General features: G+C 48.9%; 14 protein-coding genes. 7 read left to right on the forward strand and 7 right to left on the reverse strand.

Going from position 1 to position 18,098, the window contains the following annotated elements; all coding sequences use genetic code 11:
- The first annotated feature begins 18 nt into the window (after positions 1 to 18).
- The 7 genes from C7R91_RS22360 to C7R91_RS22390 all read left to right on the forward strand — a co-directional run bounded on the left by C7R91_RS22360 (position 19) and on the right by C7R91_RS22390 (position 10,413).
- Positions 19 to 1,443, forward strand: coding sequence for an aldehyde dehydrogenase family protein (locus tag C7R91_RS22360; protein WP_047070151.1), 1,425 nt, complete (start codon positions 19 to 21; stop codon positions 1,441 to 1,443).
- Between the two features lie 263 nt (positions 1,444 to 1,706).
- Complete coding sequence (locus C7R91_RS22365; RefSeq protein WP_047070150.1) at positions 1,707 to 3,161, forward strand: polysaccharide deacetylase family protein; 1,455 nt, start codon at positions 1,707 to 1,709, stop codon at positions 3,159 to 3,161.
- A 33-nt stretch (positions 3,162 to 3,194) separates the two neighbouring features.
- On the forward strand, positions 3,195 to 4,508 hold the full coding sequence (locus C7R91_RS22370; protein ID WP_047070148.1) for a nucleotide sugar dehydrogenase: 1,314 nt from the start codon (positions 3,195 to 3,197) through the stop codon (positions 4,506 to 4,508).
- Between the two features lie 27 nt (positions 4,509 to 4,535).
- Positions 4,536 to 6,419, forward strand: a complete 1,884-nt coding sequence (locus C7R91_RS22375; RefSeq protein ID WP_047070146.1) for a glycosyltransferase — start codon at positions 4,536 to 4,538, stop codon at positions 6,417 to 6,419.
- A 36-nt stretch (positions 6,420 to 6,455) separates the two neighbouring features.
- On the forward strand, positions 6,456 to 8,216 hold the full coding sequence (locus tag C7R91_RS22380; RefSeq protein ID WP_047070145.1) for a polysaccharide deacetylase family protein: 1,761 nt from the start codon (positions 6,456 to 6,458) through the stop codon (positions 8,214 to 8,216).
- 27 nt (positions 8,217 to 8,243) lie between these two features.
- Entirely contained in the window at positions 8,244 to 9,308 is a 1,065-nt protein-coding gene (locus C7R91_RS22385) for a glycosyl hydrolase family 18 protein (protein ID WP_047070143.1), read from the forward strand.
- Positions 9,309 to 9,579: 271 nt separating this feature from the next.
- Positions 9,580 to 10,413: an undecaprenyl-diphosphate phosphatase gene (locus tag C7R91_RS22390; protein ID WP_047070341.1), complete on the forward strand. Its 834-nt coding sequence runs from the start codon at positions 9,580 to 9,582 to the stop codon at positions 10,411 to 10,413.
- 42 nt (positions 10,414 to 10,455) lie between these two features.
- Here C7R91_RS22390 and C7R91_RS22395 read toward each other — a convergent pair whose 3' ends face one another.
- From C7R91_RS22395 to efeB, 7 genes are all read right to left on the reverse strand, one after another.
- Positions 10,456 to 10,923, reverse strand: a complete 468-nt coding sequence (locus C7R91_RS22395) for an OsmC family protein (protein ID WP_047070141.1) — start codon at positions 10,921 to 10,923, stop codon at positions 10,456 to 10,458.
- Between the two features lie 168 nt (positions 10,924 to 11,091).
- Positions 11,092 to 12,780, reverse strand: a complete 1,689-nt coding sequence (locus C7R91_RS22400; RefSeq protein WP_047070140.1) for a membrane protein — start codon at positions 12,778 to 12,780, stop codon at positions 11,092 to 11,094.
- Between the two features lie 27 nt (positions 12,781 to 12,807).
- Positions 12,808 to 13,248 carry a divergent PAP2 family protein gene (locus C7R91_RS22405; RefSeq protein ID WP_047070138.1) on the reverse strand — a complete coding sequence of 147 codons (441 nt, stop codon included), beginning with the start codon at positions 13,246 to 13,248 and terminating at the stop codon, positions 12,808 to 12,810.
- A 23-nt stretch (positions 13,249 to 13,271) separates the two neighbouring features.
- Positions 13,272 to 13,628 carry an SMR family transporter gene (locus C7R91_RS22410; protein ID WP_041749727.1) on the reverse strand — a complete coding sequence of 119 codons (357 nt, stop codon included), beginning with the start codon at positions 13,626 to 13,628 and terminating at the stop codon, positions 13,272 to 13,274.
- Positions 13,629 to 13,852: 224 nt separating this feature from the next.
- Positions 13,853 to 14,782 carry a decaprenyl-phosphate phosphoribosyltransferase gene (locus C7R91_RS22415; protein ID WP_047070136.1) on the reverse strand — a complete coding sequence of 310 codons (930 nt, stop codon included), beginning with the start codon at positions 14,780 to 14,782 and terminating at the stop codon, positions 13,853 to 13,855.
- 223 nt (positions 14,783 to 15,005) lie between these two features.
- A complete protein-coding gene (locus C7R91_RS22420) occupies positions 15,006 to 16,790 on the reverse strand; it encodes an FTR1 family iron permease (protein WP_047070135.1) in 1,785 nt (594 codons plus the stop codon).
- 27 nt (positions 16,791 to 16,817) lie between these two features.
- Complete coding sequence (efeB, locus tag C7R91_RS22425) at positions 16,818 to 18,095, reverse strand: iron uptake transporter deferrochelatase/peroxidase subunit (RefSeq protein WP_047070133.1); 1,278 nt, start codon at positions 18,093 to 18,095, stop codon at positions 16,818 to 16,820.
- Between the last annotated feature and the right edge of the window lie 3 nt (positions 18,096 to 18,098).

Raw genomic sequence — 18,098 nt, forward strand, 5'->3', positions numbered from 1 at the left:
AGGGGGTTCTCCATACTCATGAAAAAGCATCTCTACATCAACGGACAATGGAAAGAAGCAAAAGAATACGCGCCGCTCTACTCCCCTTATTCTGGGGAGCTGCTGGCAGAAATCGCTCAGGCAGACGATCATGACGTCGACGAGGCAATCAAGGCGGCAAAAGCCGCTGCCAAAGTCATGGCAAAAATGCCAGCCAGTCAGCGCGCCTTGATATTGGAAAAGGCCGTTGCGATTATGGAGGCACGCAAGGAAGAACTGGCGGTCATTCTCGCACAGGAAGCCGCCAAGCCGCTTCGCACGGGTCGTGTAGAAATCGCTCGGACGATCCAGACCTACAAGTTCGCAGCAGAAGAAGCGAAGCGCATCCACGGAGAGACGGTCCCGCTCGATGCAGCTCCGGGCGGTGAAGGACGTCTTGCTTTTACGGTACGCAAGCCGATTGGCGTAGTTGGCGCGATCACGCCTTTTAACTTTCCGTTTAATCTCGTAGCTCACAAGGTCGGTCCTGCTATTGCCGCAGGAAATACCGTTGTGCTGAAGCCAGCGAGTCAGACGCCGCTTAGCTCGCTGATTTTGGCTGATATTTTCGCAGAGGCGGGATTGCCTGCCGGAGCGCTCAATATTTTACCTGGAAAAGGCGCAGTCGTAGGCGAAAAGCTGGTCACTGACAGCCGAATTGCCGCGATTACGTTTACCGGAAGTCCTGCGGTTGGTATCGCGATGAAAAACAAAGCGGGACTCAAGCGCGTGACCTTGGAGCTTGGCTCCAACTCCGCAGTGATCATCGACCACAACGTGGAAATCACGCAAACGTTGATTGATCGTTGCGTGATGGGCGCCTTCTCCTTTAGCGGTCAAGTGTGTATCTCGCTGCAACGCGTCTATATTCACCAGAGCAAGTACGAAGAGTTCCTGGAGAAGTTTAAGGCTGGCACAGAAAAGCTCGTGCTAGGTGATCCGCTGAAAGAAGAGACAGACATGTCCTCTGTGATCTCAGCCAAGGATCATGAACGCATGGGAGCGTGGGTACAGGAAGCAGTAGAAGCAGGCGCACATGTAGTTACTGGCGGGAAGCCTGTCAGTGACAATCTCTTTGCCCCTACGATTCTGACGAATGTGGGCGCTCATGTTGCCGTCTCATGCCAGGAGGTATTCGGTCCAATCGTAGTCGTTACACCGTTTGAGACGATGGACGAAGCAATTGAGGCTGTAAATGACTCACGATTCGGCTTGCAGGCAGGCATTTATACGAGTGACATTCACGCGGCTATGCGAGCAGCGGAAGAGCTGGAGGTCGGAGGCGTGATGATCAACGACATTCCGACGTTCCGCGTAGACAACATGCCGTATGGCGGTGTGAAGGACAGTGGTTTTGGCCGCGAAGGCATTAAGTATGCTGTCGAGGAACTGACCGAACTAAAATTAATCGCGATCAAGCTATAGCAGATGAAAGACGAGTCCAAAGAGGCTCGTCTTTTTTTTGAAAGCAGCGTCCGGAAGGATATCGTCACCGGGACCATAAATTGTCATAAATGAAACCGCTTCATATAGTTGTTAGGCATAGGCAGTTATGTTAGGCTAGCGTGTGGAGGCAGACTATGTTCATTTTTGCGGAGGAGTGTTTGATTACACTTGACTTGTTGCGCAGATGAAATAGTCGTTTTTTTATGCGTAAACGGCATTTCTTACATGAAAAGGGGGCAATCATGATTAGTCATAGGAAAGGGGCCAGTGGGTTCCGATTATTTCACTGGATCTCCCTTGTAGCGATAGTGGTATTGGTGGCAGCCTGCTCACCGTTTCAGCAAAATGAAAACAGTGCAGATAACAGCCCAGAGCCAGCCAAACCTGAAAAAATTGAGCGTTACCAAGGGGAAAAGAGCAAGGCAGTGTCCATGGTCTACACGACGCAAAGACAGCTTGCTCTTACTTTTAATGGGATGGCAGATAAGGACACGATGAAAAGACTGCTAGATGAGTTGGACAAGTACCACATCAAGGCAGCTTTTTTCATGCCAGGGATGAGAGTAGCTGAAGAGCCTGACATTGCGCGAGAAATTGTCGCCAGGGGTCACGAGATTGAAAACAATACATTGAACAAATCGGATTTGCAGGGCCAACCTTACGAGAAAATGTACAAAGACATCAAGTTGACCAATGAGATCATTCAAAGAGAAACGGACAAAACACCGCGGTATGTCAGGACGGATTCGGGTGAGTACAACGACGATCTCCGACTGGTAGCTGCTCACAATGGACAAGAAGCCGTCGTGTCATCCAGTCTGTTCCTGCACAATTGGCAAAAAGAGACGGGAGCTGACAAGAGCCGCTATTTACGAAAATATATGAATCGCGGCGGCATCATTGCAATGGACACAGAAGAGAACAAGTCTCTAATCGAAAACATCCGTCTTCTCGCAGAGGCAGCTACTAATGTTGGTTACAGATTCGTCCCATTGCACGAGTTAATTGCACAAGGCGGGGAGCGAAAGCCGCTGCAAGAAATTCCCGGTTTTGATGCAGCAAAAATGAATGCGGCGTACAACGAGTCCAAGCCAAATCTTATCTATCGAAAAGAAACGGACAAGAAGATGGTCGCCCTCTCCTTCGATGATTGGGGTACGGATCAAACGGTTACGAAGATTCTCGATATCCTGAACAAAAAAGGGGTAAAAGCTTCGTTTTTCCTTCGCGCAGATGGTGTAGAGCGAAATCCAAACCTGGCGAGAGCGATTGCGGAAGCGGGACACGACGTAGCCAATCACACATACTCTCATCCGGTGAATACCAAAATTGCGCCGGAAGAATTGCAAAAAGAGATTGTCAAAGCGCATCAGATCATTACCGAAGCCATTCAGCAGAAGCCGACGATGTATTTCAGACCGCCAACCGGGGCGTTCGACGAACAGACACTCAAGGCGATTGCAGCAACGGGCTACGAGGATATTACGATTTATGATGTGACGCCGTCCGATTACGACAAGAAACGGAGTGCCAACGAAATCGTCAAAGACATTATGGAGCAGACGCGTAGCGGAAGCGTGATTCTGCTGCACATGCTCGATGACATTCACACAACAGAGGCGCTACCAATTGTCATTGACCAGCTTAGAAGCAAAGGATACACGCTTGTACCCATGACAGAGATGTTTGGCCAATAAAGCCAAAATAGAACAGGGAGAGGGAGTCAGCTAATGAATTTGTACGAAGGGATTGTAGAGAGGAAGGAGAAAATTGCCGTCGTCGGTCTTGGGTACGTAGGCTTGCCGATTGCGATGGCACTGTCCAAACGTGCTTCTGTGATTGGATTCGATGTAAACAAAGAGAAAGTAGCAGCTTATCAAAAGGGACACTTTCATGATGCAGACGTGGATCAGGAGCTGACGAGTGACACTGCTATCGAATTCACTTCAGACGAAAATAGATTGCAGGAAGCTCGATTTTTTATCGTGGCAGTGCCTACTCCGGTCAAAAGCGGCAATGTTCCAGACCTGAAATATGTAGAAAGTGCATCCCGCATGGTTGGCAGACAGTTGAGAAAAGGGTCAGTCGTTGTCTTTGAATCAACCGTTTATCCAGGGGCAACCGAAGATGTCTGCTTGCCGATCCTGGAGACGGAGTCGGGCTTGCGTTGTGGTATAGATTTCAAGATCGGCTATTCACCTGAACGCATCAACCCGGGAGACAAGGTAAATCGTCTGGAAAACATCATTAAGATCGTATCGGGGATGGATGAAGAAACACTGGGAATCGTAGCAAGCGTCTACGAGCTCGTGATCAAGGCAGGCGTTTATCGAGCAGAAAGCATCAAGGTAGCAGAGGCGGCAAAAGTCATAGAAAATGCTCAGCGGGATGTCAATATTGCGTTTATGAATGAGCTGGCGATGCTGTTCAATCAGATGGATATTCCGACGAAGGCAGTATTGCGAGCGGCAGGAACCAAGTGGAACTTCCTCCCTTTTACACCGGGGTTGGTCGGAGGGCATTGCATCGGTATTGACCCTTACTATTTAACGTACAAAGCAGAAGACAGCGGCTATCGCTCCCGCATCATTTTGGCAGCTAGACACATTAACGATGGCATGGGGAAATATGTCGCCCAACAAATCATTAAGATGGCCGTTCGCTCGAAGCTCGATCTTCAAAATGTACGGATCGGCATATTAGGTCTGTCATACAAAGAAGACTGCGCAGATATCAGAAATACCAAGGTGACGGATATTATTGAGGAATTGAAAGAATACGGCATGAATCCGTTGGTCGTAGACCCGATGGTGAATCCTCGGGAGGCATACGAGGAATACGGCATCGAGCTGTCAGAGATGAAGGCTCTCCGCGACTTGGACATTGTGGTTGTAGCGGTCCCACATGCTCCCTTTGCCCAGATGGAAGTCGCTGATTTTGCCGCGATGTACGGCAAGAATACAGCAAAAATCATGATCGATATAAAAGAGATTTATTCCAAAGCTGACTTTGAAAACAGTGGGATTCATTACTGGAGCTTGTAGGCAGTGGAGGGGGAGAGAGCGACAGGGATGAAACAGTTGATAGAGAAAATAAAGCCGAAAAAGAAAGAGAAAATCGAAGAAGTATTGACGGTTTCCAAAACAGAGAGGCGCGTGCTGTCGAATGTGCCAGACCCGGAGAAAATTCGTGTTCAAGTGGACAGACGCGGTGCTAAAGATACGAATGAGCCAGGAAAGCTGGAGGACCCGGAATACCTGAATCGCATTCGGATGCTGAGTCTGCGCTATATGGCGGATTTCCCGGTGACGCTATTGACCAAGAAGCAGCGGCTCAAGGATGGAATCAAGGCGAGAGCCGTCGATATTTCTTCGACTGGCCTATTAGTTGAACTAGATTCGGAGAGGGAAGACATCCAGGTGGGACAAGTGTTTATGATCCATTGCACAATCCCGCCGGGTACAATGCCAGAAGGCTATGAGTCAACGGTGAAGCTGGATGCAACGGTTGTTCGCTGTTTTACCCAGGAAGAGGACGGGTATCAGAAGTTCATGCTCGCCTTCGAGTTTTCCAAACCGCTGACCGAGTATTTTCGCAAAAAGCGCTGGGGATACGCCATTTATATCTCAAGTGCTTCCCTGTTTTTCGCTGCGGCGTTTATCGTGCTCATGCGCGCGGAGAGTGTGATTTATTTCAAATACAACATGTACTTGTATTTGTACAGCTTGATTGCCGCTGCTTTTTTGCTGACACGGTATTTATTTGGTGCTCTTTATCGGGAGGTTCCTGTCAATTTGGACTATACACCGGGCGTGAGCATCATTATCCCGTGTTTTAACGAAGAACAGTGGATTCACCGGACGATTTTGAGTTGTGTGAATCAGAACTACCCGATTGATAAGCTGGAGGTCATCGTAGTAGACGACCGCTCGACAGACCGATCAGCAGAAGAGATTCAAAAGGTCATCGATATGATTCATAACGAGGCCGAGCGCTATATGACCCGCGAACGCGTGAGGATGCACATTCTTCCGGAAAACGGCGGGAAACGGGTCGCTTTGGTAAAAGGTGTGGAAATGGCCAAGCACGATTTGGTTGTCTTCGTTGATTCAGACAGCTTTTTGGAACCGACTGCGATCCGCAACCTCGTACAGCCTTTCCAAGACCCGAAAATGGGTGGTGTCGCAGGGCGTACGGATGTGGAAAACAAGTTCACTAACGCGATCACCAAGCTGCAAACCGTTCGTTACTACATTGCTTTTCGCATCATGAAAGCGGCTGAGTCGTGGTTTGACAGTGTTACTTGCTTGTCCGGGCCGTTGTCTTGCTATCGTAAGGAATTGATTTTGCAGCATTCCGAAGCATGGCTCAATCAGAAGTTTCTCGGGCAGCCCGCCACTTTTGGCGATGACCGAAGCATGACCAACTTTATTTTGCGAACACATCGGACAGGCTATCAGGATTCTGCGATTTGCTCGACGATTGTGCCGTCAGATATGAACGTATTTTTGAAGCAGCAGATGCGCTGGAAGCGCTCGTGGTTGAGGGAATCTTTACGTGCCAGCGGCTTTATTTGGCGCAAGGAGCCTTTTATGGCGATCTTCTTTTACATTGGTCTGATTGTTCCTATCGCTGCTCCCGTCATCGTCCTGTACAACCTCGTATACGTCCCGGTCGTTCATCTCGTTTTCCCGGGCACGTTTTTAATGGGCTTGCTGTTGATGGCGCTCCTAATGAGCTTGGCCCATCTGTTTTTCCGTAAAAGCAAGCTATGGGTTTTCGGGATTGTCTTTTGTGTGTTTTATGAGCTGGTGCTGCTGTGGCAGATGCCTGTTGCTTGGGTGACATTCTGGAAATCTACGTGGGGCACGCGAGAAACGCCACAGGACGTCGAAGCGAGATTGAAAAAAGAAGCCCGAAAGAGAAACAAAAAAGGCTTTGGACTGCCATTTTAAGAGGGAAAGACAAAGGGAGTGAGGGTGTCAGGAGTTATGGGGAAAACGACGAGCGATGTCTTGGATTATCGGAAAAAAGATCGCAATAAATTCATCAAGACGCTGAGCCAGGTCGCTATCTTAGTCGTCCTGGGTGTCATGTTATTCAATGCCGTCTTTGATTGGAAGAAGTACGAGGAACCGAATAAAGCGAGCTGGACGAATGAAAAAGGCTTTATCGCCATCTCCTATTTTGGCGTGGGTCGTTCGGGTACACCGAAATTAGTAGCCAAGAAGCAATTGGACGAGCAGTTGCAGGCGTTGTATGACCAGGGCTATCAAACGATCTCGCAACAAGATATCTTGGACTTTTACAAGAAAAAGAAGCCGCTTCCTGACAAGGCGCTGTTCCTAGCCTTTGAAGATGGCCGGAACGATTCGAGCTTGTTTGCCCAGCCGCTTTTGGAGAAGTACAACTTCAAAGCAACAGCATTGTCTTACGGCAACAAGATGGGAAACAGCGAGAACAAATTCCTTCAGCCGGAAGATATGAAAAAAATGATGGAAAATGGCTTCTGGGAGCTCGGTTCCAACGGCTATCGGCTGACGTATATCAATGTATTTGATGATCAGGGTAATTTCATCGGGGTGAAGGATGAGAGTGAATTATCAAACAAAACAAAGGTAGGCTACTATAACCACTACTTGATGGACTTTATCCGTGACAGCAATATGATCCCGATGGAAGACAGAAGCAAGATGGAAGCGAGAATCAACGAAGACTACAAGCTGATGAATGATACGTATATGGATCAATTGGGCTTTGTCCCGGGTGCCTATATGATCATGCATGCGAACACCCTGTATGGCGGGATGAATCGCTTGGTAGCGGATGCGAACGACGCGAATATCAAAAAGTATTTTACGATGCACTTTAACCGGGAAGGAACCGCCTACAACGACAGCGAGGGCGATCTCTACAACCTGACTCGCGTGCAGCCGGAGCCTTACTGGTACACGAATCATTTGTTGATGCGCATCCAAAAAGACACTGACGAAAAGATTCGCTTCGTTCGCGGCGATGAAGAGCAAGCCAAAGGGTGGGATCGTCTCGGTGGCGCCGCACAATTTATGGAGGATCAGATCGTCCTGACCTCTCCAGCAGCTGGCTCTGGCATGTTATATTTAAAAAACAGCGACAGCCAGAAGGATATCAAGCTTTCTGCCAAGCTCGAAGGGAATGTAATCGGCAAGCAGTCCATCTATTTGCGCTATGATCGGGAAAAAGGCAGCTTTGTACGGGTCGTCCTGCATGATAATGAGCTGCGCGTTGAGCAGAAGAAGGAAAAAGGAGAAGTCCAGGAGCTTTTCAAGACAGAATTGAGCCAAGTGATTTGGAATCCCGAGGATTTGACCTTCGACCGTGCCTCTGTTTATACGAGAGAGCAAGGCGAGTCTGGTGCTCCCGAGCTGGAAAAATACCCGATCAACATTAAAAATACGCGTGCATTCGAAATGATTGTTCAAGGCGACCGTCTCAGTGTTTCCGTGGACAAGACACCGCTCTTGGACAAGCAACAGATCGACCCAAGCATTAGCAGCGGTGGTGTTGCATTTGGAGCGGCCTATAGTGAAGTGAACAAAAAGGACGACATTTATGACGGGGTATTTGCGGACGTAAAGATAGAGTCCTTGGCGCAACCGAATGGTGAGCAGCAGATGCTGTTCAGTAATGTGCAGACAGGGCTTGCAGGAGTCGTCAGTTCGATCAAGAAATCTTTTTTTGCCACAATGGACTGGGTCATCGACACCTTTTAAATCCGAAACAAGGGGGATCAGTGTAAGGTGTCAAACATCAAGAAACGATCGATCATTTTGACCGCTCTTCTGATAGTAGTGTGTGTCATCCTCGTATGGTACATGATGAAATGGAATGATACCGACAGCATGGAGAGTGTAGATGCAGCCAACAACACGATGGAACTGTCAGCGTGGGTAGTAGACTGGCAATGGGAAGCCGGTTTGGAGGATTTCCTCAGGATGACGGATGGCTTGTCCAGTGTGCAGGTATTCGCGGCGTATTTTGATGAAAATGACAAGCTGCACTTTACAGATCGCATGACCAAGGCGATGCCAGAGATCAAGGGCGCATCGAAGCAGGGCAGCTATGTCGATCTCGATTTGACCATTGTGAATGATCGTCTTAACAGTGATGGTACGCAGGTTCAAAAGGACCCGTCGATTGTCAGCCGGCTCATGGCGACAGATGCAAGCCGTACCAAGCACATTATGGAGATCAAGAATGCCGTGATCCAGAATGGCTTTCATGGTTTAGAAATCGATTATGAGAGAATTGAGGAGAAAGACTGGGACAACTTCCTTACTTTTATCCATACCTTGTATCAGCATATGGAGCAGGAGGGAAAGTCGCTTCGAATCGTGTTGGAGCCGCGCGCGCCGATTGAAGACTTGGCATTGCCAATAGGTCCTACCTACGTCATGATGGCTTACAATTTGTATGGTACGACTACAGAGCCAGGTCCCAAAGCCGATCATGCATTTATTGAGGAGCTTGGCTATCGCATGCAAAAAGTGCCGGGTGACAAGGTCATGGCCCTATCTGTGGGCGGATTTGACTGGGCTAGTGATGGAAAAGTGACGGCTGTGACGGAAAAGCAGGCAGCAGACCTTTCCATCTCGAGTATCGAGCCGCCAAAGCGGGATGAAGCTAGCGGAAGTTTGTACTTCGACTATATGGGTGAGGACGGCCAAAAGCACACGGTTTGGTATGCGGATGAAGTAACACTGTCTCAATGGGTCGCAGTTGCGAAGAAAGCGGGCATTGAGAAAATTGCGCTTTGGCGACTTGGTGACATGGGGGAAGGGACATTGCAATATGTGAATCGGTAGGGGGTGTAGTGGAAGGAAGAAGCGAATTCCCAGTCTACGCTTCGGCCTACGCGGCTTTGGATTCACATCTTGCAGAGTTAATATAAATCAAGAAAGGCATGATGGCTATCACTGTGGGGACAACCTATCCGGGATTTGCTAGAATGTTTTTCTATGTTGATGTAACTTTGTACCAGAGATGAACGTTATAATGCTAGAAGCGGTAGTCTGCTCTTTTACAGGGCGGCTGCTACATATGATTTTGGACTTCATTCATAGGAGCGTGGAATTTTTGGGTCTCTGGGAAGCTTTTGTTGCGATTGTGCTGGGGCTAGTAGAAGGTTTGACTGAGTTTGCCCCTGTTTCCTCTACGGGTCACATGATCATCGTGGATGACTTCTTGTTCCAAACGAAAGATTTGTTTTCACCTGAAGTGGCCAACACTTTCAAAATTGTCATTCAGCTCGGCTCGATTCTGGCTGTCGTGGTTTTGATGTGGGATCGGTTCATGAGCTTGCTCGGCCTCAACAGACTGGCTGGTAAGCGTGAGATTCCGGCAGGCCCTCGGCTGAATTTGGCTACGGTCATTGTCGGTTTGATTCCTGCGGGGATTCTGGGTGTTTTGTTTGACGACTACATCGATGAGTATTTGTTCTCGACGAAGACCGTGGTAATCGGTCTGGTGCTGGGCGCTTTGCTCATGTTGGCTGCGGATTGGTTCCGACCAGGACGTCCCAAGATCGAGTCGGTTGATCAGATTACGTACAAGCAGGCATTTCTGGTCGGACTTATTCAATGCTTCTCCCTGTGGCCTGGCTTTTCCCGTTCGGGTTCCACGATCTCCGGGGGCGTACTGTTGGGCATGAGCCATCGGGCGGCGGCAGACTTCACGTTTATTATGGCTGTGCCGATCATGGCGGGCGCGAGCTTTTTGTCGCTGTTGAAGCGTTGGGATGCGATTACAATGGACAGCATTCCGTTTTTCGTCGTCGGTTTTATTAGCGCGTTTGTATTTGCGCTTTTATCGATCCGCTTCTTCTTGAAGCTGATTAACCGCATCAAGCTGACACCTTTTGCGATTTATCGCCTGGTGCTGGCAGCAGTTATTTACTTTGTATTTATGTAAAAATCAAAAAGACGACAAAGGCTCCCAGTTGGGAGCCTTATTTTAATTATTCGCCTTTATCTCACTCGGTTTTTCAATAACAATTCCGTTTAACTTAAGCGTAACAGGATTCGCGATCGTATCTCCAACGGGGCATGTCTGTTCCAAAAATTCCACAAAAGACTCCACTTGCTCTCTAGGAGCATCGGTTTTGATATGAAAGGTGTATCGAATCTCGGAATACCCGCGTCGGACATCAGATTTGTTCATGAAGCCATCCGTATCGAGATCGCCTTCAACTTCCACCCAAAAATCATCGAGTTGAACGTTAAACTTCCTGGCATATACTCTGGCAACGATAGATTGGCAGGCGCCTAATGCGGAGAGTACCAGCTCAACCGGGTTCATCCCAGTATCGGTTCCCCCCAAGCTTTTCGGTTCATCGATTGTTATCTCGAAATTTCTGGAACTGGCCTTCACAACCATTCCCTTCTGTAGATGTGCAGTTGCTTTGAATGTTTCAACAGGCATGATACACACTCCCTTCCGGATAATCAATACAAGTAAACTCTACCATAGTTTTCCAATAACGATTAAGTAAATTTTTTACTCATGCAAGCTGGTGTCTCTCCCACTAAAACAATTAAAGGGGCTGTCCCAAAAGTCGATTTGCCGACTGAGAGACGCCCCTTCTATCTTTTATTTCAACAAGTAAACCGCACGCGTAGTCATAAATCCTTTGACATCCTCACCTTTATCCAGCTTTTGCTCGACGAAAGGAATGCCAGCTTCTTGCAGACGTACTTTCACCGCATTGAAATGGTGGAAGTCAACGACCAGCGTTTTGTTGCTTGCTTTGATCTCTTTAAGCTGCTTTTTCACTAATGCATTGGCGCCAGACTGTCCAATGATATGAGAAGCATTTACCAATACCATATTGGCGAGCAAAATGACGACCAGAACCTTGCCCGCATGGCGGAAAAAGCTCTTCTGAACATCCCAGACTGCCAGCGCAATCAAGAGTGGAATCAACCAAAGCTGCGGAACATAGCGCGCCCACCAGCTTTCTGGATTAATGAGCACGGTCACGAAGAGCGCCAGACTGATCCACAGGAAAGGTGCCGCCTTTTTTCGATGAGTCCCCAAAAGCAAGGCGACGAGAATTAGGCATGTAACAATCACAGCTCCTCCGAAAAGCGGTCCGAATCCGGCTACACGCACGTCAGGAGAGTAGAACACGGCGAGCTCTTTCAAGGTGACCGTAAATGGCACCTTCCATGTAGGGCTATGGGGTGTTGCGATGTTCTCCGATTTGGAAAATAAGGAGATAGCCAGATTTTCAACGTTGGTATTGTCTTTGAAACCATGCGGGCTATTCGAGGTCATGATATCAACGGCACCTTTGCCCGCCAACGGATAAAACGGATGGCCCTTCGCAAGAGTGTTGGTGACATACGGATTGTACCCGACAACCACTACGGTGATAACAAGACTAATTGAAAGCCACACGAGCATGCTTTTGATGTGCTGACGGCGATCGTAGAAAAAGAAGAGCACGAGAATAGCCAAGCCGAGCAATCCGGCGTACCCCAATGCCGTGAATTTGATCTGCGCCAGCAGCATGAGTGCTGCACATAGTGCCAGTAGCGTCCAAGCATGGTAGCGTTTATACAGCAGATAGCCGAGAGCGCAGATGATGAGCACGAGTGAGCCAAGCTGTCCGTCAATATAGAACGAAGTCGATTGCGTAATCACTGCGGGATTGAACGCCGCAAGCAACGCGAAGGCAATCGCCGCCCCTTTTTTCTCTGGGAAAGCGGTTCGGATGGCAGCGAGTGTCAGGAAAAAGGACGATGCAATCAACAACAGGTTAAATATTTTGCTGACCTCAATTTGACCAGTCAGTTTATACATGACGGCATCGAGCATCCAAGGACCTTTGGCGTAATGATTAATCCACAGGTGAAAGGCGGAGAGAACCTCTCTATTATCCATCTCCTCCACCTCTTTTGAACCAGAAGGCTTGAGGATGGGCTGGTCATGAACCGGATTCCAGCCGTTGGTTATCTTTACGATTGCTTCTTGATGATACGTTTGTCCGTCAAAAGAGAGATCAAACGTATTGGCGCTGATAAAGTAGCTGATGCCTGAAACAATCGCGAGTCCAGCCAAAAGGGAGAAAAACCAGGCTCGGCGACGTGAACTTACGAAGACTGACACCATCGCGCCCATCGCAGCCAAAGCTGCAACGAGGCCAATCCAAAAGCTGGCGGCCGTCACGGATACGCCGAACAAAAATAAAACCGATGTGCTAAGCACAATCGTAGCCATAAACAAAAGCAAAGCCGTCCCGAGCAGGAACGAGTACGCAGCTGTACGGTTATTCATGAACATAATCTCCTGTCTACGAATCTACTAGCCAATGAACTTAGGGAGGTTCGCTGCCAGCAGATGCAACACGGTCGCAAGCAGTACCCCAAGTACCAGACCCCCGGCAATTTCCCATCTGGTATGTCCCATGCTTTCACGCAAAGGCTTGGTGGGAAACACGTCTGGATGTACCTTAGCGAGCTTGTTGAGCGCCTCTGCATGTTTTCCTACCGCTCTGCGCAATCCAGTCGCATCGATGATCACAATAAACGTCACAGCCACGCCCAGCCCGAATGCCGGATGAGTAAAGCCCTCCTGCAAGCCAATCAGAAACACAGTGGTCACCATAACGGTTGTGTGCGTGCTGGGAAACCCGCCGTTCCCGACCATTTCTTTGGCCCGGGACCCAAAGCGAAGGTAATTAATCAAGAATTTGGTTATTCCGGACACAATCCAGCCGATAAACGGCGCTACCGCATATAACATGAGAAAACTCCTCTACGTGATGATTACGACTGAGAAATGACGACGACGCCCACGACGATAATCGCCAGACCAGCAATACGTGTAAGGGACAACGGTTCGTTGAAGATCAAGAAGGACAGCACAGCTACCAACACGTATCCGAGTGCTGCCATGGGATAAGCATAGGAGAGCTGCACCTTTTCCAGCGCAGCAATCCAGATAAACGCAGAGAGTCCGTAAAGCGCAAGTCCCACCATAATTGGCAGGTTCGTGAAATAGTGCAGGAACTTCAGTAGCAGCATGTCATTATTGCTGGTGAGCGAGGACGCGCCCATCTTCATCGCAACTTGTCCACACGCACTGAGGATCACGGAAATGATGATGAGAACAATTGATGGCATAGCCTGATCCACAACCTATCTGTGCAAGTAACTTCATGTACAATACAGGTTCAAAAAGTTGGCTTTTCAGCACCGAGAAGATGGCGAGAACCGAACGAAGGAGGAGCGGAGTGTAGGGAATCTACATGAGCACCGGACTTCGGAGGTGAACGCCATATTCGATGTCGAAATAGCTTTCTAGACTACTTCGTGATCAAAAGACAACTTTTTGAACTTCCACTTCCTTATTTAAATTCAAATACGTAAATAATCCCGGCCACCATGACGACATACAGGAACACCGTAATGAGAATCGGCTTGTCCTGCAACAAAACTTTTTCCGGACTGCCGCCCTGCCCTGCGACGGTGATCAAATACAGGTAACGGAAAATACCAAAGATCACGAGCGGAATGGTCCACATCAAGTGAATCGTGCGTCCTGACGTAAAAGTGAACAAGGAATAGCTGATGATTGTCATGGTTGTCACAATCGTATTCAACTGATTCAACAATTCGGACGAATAACTGTCGAGCACTTTGCGATGCGTTCCTTTATCCTGCTGCAACAAAATCAGCTCGTGGCGACGTTTGCTGATGGCCAAAAACAGCGCAAGCAGCATCGTACAGAGCAAAAACCACGGCGTGAACGGCGTTTGGATCATTAGACTTCCACCAATGGCACGCAAAACAAAACCGGCTGAGATAATCATGACGTCCAGAATGACTACATGCTTCAGCTTCAACGAGTAAGCGACATTAAGCACAAAGTAAACCAACAGTACGAGCGCGAATAATCGGTCAAAGTAATAAGCACTAAACAGGGAACCTAGCAGCAAAAACACACCGAATGCTAATGCGAGGGCTGGCGGCAATGCACCAGAAGCCATGGGCCGGAACTGTTTTTCCGGGTGATTTCGGTCATTTTTGATATCGACAAAATCATTGAGGATGTAGACACAGCCGGATACAAAACAAAACAGCAGGAAGGCCAGCACTGATTTTCCAATGACATCCGGACTTACTTTGTGCAAGGAAAATAGCAAGGCAGCAAAGACAAGCAAGTTTTTCGTCCATTGATGTGGACGAAGCTGCTTTACTAATAGGTAGACCATATTTTGTCGAACGCGTGGCGTTGTTTTGACGTCAACTTTAACAGAATTTGATGTTGCCCCCATATCTAACCCCTATCCTAATATCGAATCTTGTACCTTCTAATGACGGAAAATGTAAAAAGAAGGTTACACCTGTAATATGGTAACATAACTTCGCCCATAAAAATTTAAGGATAACAGAAAAAATGTGAACTTGCGAGAAAGAATGATTCCCAAAAATAATATCGAGGTTTACAAGAAAACGCAGCCCTCATAAACGAGCTGCGTTTTTTCAGGTTTTCTCTTTTTAGTTCACTCGAGAAATAGGAGTTGCTGCTTTTTTCCGTGAGTACAGGAACAAATTGAAAAGAACGATCACGAGTATGATCAATTGCGGGATCGTCGTTTCCCAGCTCGCGTAAATGCCGAGAGTCGGTGCATACAACAAGTAATCGCTGCTGTGTGCAGATAAGCTACCGGTCACCTGCAAAGCGTGGATGCTGACGCCGATGAATTTAAACGCCATATAGTAGAGCAGGAGACTGGCTACAAAAAAGAACGGACGAACCGGAATGCGTGCACTGAGCTTGATGATGACAAAGCCAATCACGGCCAAGACGACAAGCGCGCTCAAAATGCCGATCGCCAGGTCTGTCATGGAGATTGTAGCGGCCATTCCCATATAAAAGATAATCGTTTCTGCCCCTTCGCGGGCGACAGCGAGAAAGGCGGTGAATGAGAGTGACCACAGAGCTCCTGTTGCCAAAGAAGAACCGATAGATTTCTCGACAAACTGATTCCATGCTTGCAAATTGGACTTCTTATGCAACCAGGCCCCGATCGTCACCATAAAGAAGACGGCAATGAGTCCAGTTACTCCCTCAATCGTTTCTCGTGAATTGCCTGTGGAAAGGTTGGAGAAAACGACACTGAGGATGACGGCAAGAATGGCGGAAACTACGATTCCGGCAACTGACCCAGACCAGATCCATTTGCGCTTGTCGGCATTGCCTGACTTGTTCAGGACAGTAAGCAGAGAGACGATGATCAAGATAGCCTCCAGTCCTTCGCGGAACAAGATGAGTCCCGCATCCCAAGCGGTGTACGAGGACGCTGTCGCAAATGGCGCAAGCTCTGTCTTCATTTCCGCAAGATTTGCTGTCGCCTTTTCCCATTGCGGGGGATTGGACAGGATGAGTGTCGGGATGGCGACCATCTTGGCTTCGATACTGCTGTAGGTAGCAGGCGATTTGGTCATGACTACACCTTCAACAGAGGGCCAAGAGGTGATAAAGGTCTCCATTTTGTCCGAAGCAGCAGTTGCATCCTGGTTGGCGATATCTGTTTCTACCGATGCAAGGAGTACCAGTAGAGACGAGATGGTGGGCTGCTCGGAGGAAGGATTCCCAGCGGCCTGTTGGACTGCCTTTCCTGCCAAATAATTGTCCACCGCAGTAATGAGTGCCTGTACTTTCTCTGCGCTCTTTTTAGGATCGGGTGGTTCTGTGTTCAGGGCAATGCGCGCGCCGCTGATTTTGATTTCCATATCTCCGTAAACTGCGGCATTTTCCGCTCGAACAAGACCCTCCGCCTTGTACCAGCCGGTGACGAAGCTGTTGTACGATTGCTTGGCTTTCGTCAGATCGCCTTCCGTGATGGCTGTCATGCTGTTTTGCAAGAGCGGTAGCAGTGCCGCAATTTGCTTGTGTGTGCGTTCTTTTGGCTGACCGCCTTCTTCTTTGGACGAGACGTAACGATCCGTCGCTTTTGCCAGATTGGAGATGGCTGATTTTGCAGTGTCAGGATTCGCCTTCGCTTGGGCAAGGGCTTGCTCTGCTTCCGCGAGTGCTTGTGTCAGCGCTTGGGCATCTGCGGAGGTCTCTTCCGAATTGCTCTCCCAGATGGTCTTTATGCCGCTGACCGCTTTGGTTGCTTCTTCCCAGTTGTTATCTCCCGTGCTAATCAACGCATCGCTAGAGAGGGCGATCATTTGCTTGAGCTGCTCTGGCACCAGCGGCGCGGCTACAGCGGCAGACAGAGCAGATGTCCATAGCAGCATGCATGTACAAAGGATAAACAGATAGCGTTTCAAGGTGTTCACTCCATCCCAGGTAGTTGGTTAAAATAGTGTGTCCCCGATGTATCCGCCCTCACTTGCACCAGGTAGACAGGCGTACAAACCACTGCCAACATGGGTGATATATTCATTGAGCAGGTCGACAGATGCGAGCTTTTGTTGCATCGGAATAAACTGCTTGCGCGGATCACGATTGAAGCAAATGAACAAAAGCCCAGCATCGAGCTGACCAGTCTTGAGATCCATTCCACTCGAATAAGAGTATCCACGCCGCAAAATTTTCACCTTACCCTCCATATGGGCCAAGGCGACATGGGAATCGACAGGAATAACGGGTTTGCCCTTGGCATCCTGTCGATCTAGCTCCAGCTCGTCGAACTCATTTGCTTTGCCAAGAGGCGCTCCGGTTAAACGATGACGACCAAATGTATTCTCCTGATCGGTGAGGGAGGAGCGATCCCACACCTCGATCCGCATGCGGATTCGACGCATAACCATGTAGCTTCCGCCTGCCATCCACGCGGGACTTTCAGCAGTGTGAGCCCAGACGACTTCATTTGCGGTAGCGGGATCGTTTACCTGCGGATTGTTCGTGCCATCCTTAAAGCCCATCAGATTCCGTGGTGTGGAACCAGTCGGGTCGGATGCGCTGGTACGCTGGAAGCCTTCCTGTAGCCAGTGGAGGACAGCTTTTCCTCGAGCGATCCGGGCCAAATTCCGCAGGGCATGGAAGGCGACCTGTGGATCGTTGGCGCAGACCTGCACGACAATATCGCCACCCGACCATTCCTTTCGCATTTCATCGCTGTTGAAGCGAGGTAAATCGACCAAAGGAGCTGGGCGTTTGGATGCCAGACCAAAGCGCTCGTCGAAGAAAGAAGCGCCAAGCCCAAATGTGATCGTCAATTTCATTGGGCGCAGGCCCATGGCTTCTCCCGTGTCGACAGGAGGAAGAAGGGCGTTATCGCTCTCCTCATCGACGTTTTTGCCGGCAGTCATGCGTGCTGCTGCCTGTGTCCAGCTTTGAAACAAGCTGCGGACATCCCCTAGCGAGGTCGTCGTCAAATCAAAAGCACCCATGCAGATAAAATCCTGCATAGGTGTAATGATTCCGGACTGATGCTTGCCATAAAAGGGAATGACCTCATCTGCACCGGTCGGAGTGGCACTCGTCTGCTCATTTTTAGGAGGAGAGGGCAAAAGGCTATTAACCCCAGTCGCCCCCAACAGCAGTCCAATCCCTCCGACCCCAGCCAACTTCAAAGCTTCTCGACGTGTGATTTTGTTCGCTGTGGTGTTTGCGAGATGCTTGTCATTCATCTT

The organism is Brevibacillus formosus (assembly GCF_003013405.1).
In the GTDB taxonomy this organism is placed as follows: domain Bacteria; phylum Bacillota; class Bacilli; order Brevibacillales; family Brevibacillaceae; genus Brevibacillus; species Brevibacillus formosus.

Excerpts from the sequence above, each read along its gene's own strand:
- C7R91_RS22360 (WP_047070151.1), top strand. The coding sequence starts at position 19 with ATGAAAAAGCATCTCTACATCAACGGACAATGGAAAGAAGCAAAAGAA.
- C7R91_RS22365 (WP_047070150.1), top strand. The coding sequence starts at position 1,707 with ATGATTAGTCATAGGAAAGGGGCCAGTGGGTTCCGATTATTTCACTGG.
- C7R91_RS22370 (WP_047070148.1), top strand. The coding sequence starts at position 3,195 with ATGAATTTGTACGAAGGGATTGTAGAGAGGAAGGAGAAAATTGCCGTC.
- C7R91_RS22375 (WP_047070146.1), top strand. The coding sequence starts at position 4,536 with ATGAAACAGTTGATAGAGAAAATAAAGCCGAAAAAGAAAGAGAAAATC.
- C7R91_RS22380 (WP_047070145.1), top strand. The coding sequence starts at position 6,456 with ATGGGGAAAACGACGAGCGATGTCTTGGATTATCGGAAAAAAGATCGC.
- C7R91_RS22395 (WP_047070141.1), bottom strand. The coding sequence starts at position 10,923 with ATGCCTGTTGAAACATTCAAAGCAACTGCACATCTACAGAAGGGAATG.
- C7R91_RS22400 (WP_047070140.1), bottom strand. The coding sequence starts at position 12,780 with ATGAATAACCGTACAGCTGCGTACTCGTTCCTGCTCGGGACGGCTTTG.
- C7R91_RS22405 (WP_047070138.1), bottom strand. The coding sequence starts at position 13,248 with ATGTTATATGCGGTAGCGCCGTTTATCGGCTGGATTGTGTCCGGAATA.
- C7R91_RS22410 (WP_041749727.1), bottom strand. The coding sequence starts at position 13,628 with ATGCCATCAATTGTTCTCATCATCATTTCCGTGATCCTCAGTGCGTGT.
- C7R91_RS22415 (WP_047070136.1), bottom strand. The coding sequence starts at position 14,782 with ATGGGGGCAACATCAAATTCTGTTAAAGTTGACGTCAAAACAACGCCA.
- efeB (WP_047070133.1), bottom strand. The coding sequence starts at position 18,095 with ATGAATGACAAGCATCTCGCAAACACCACAGCGAACAAAATCACACGT.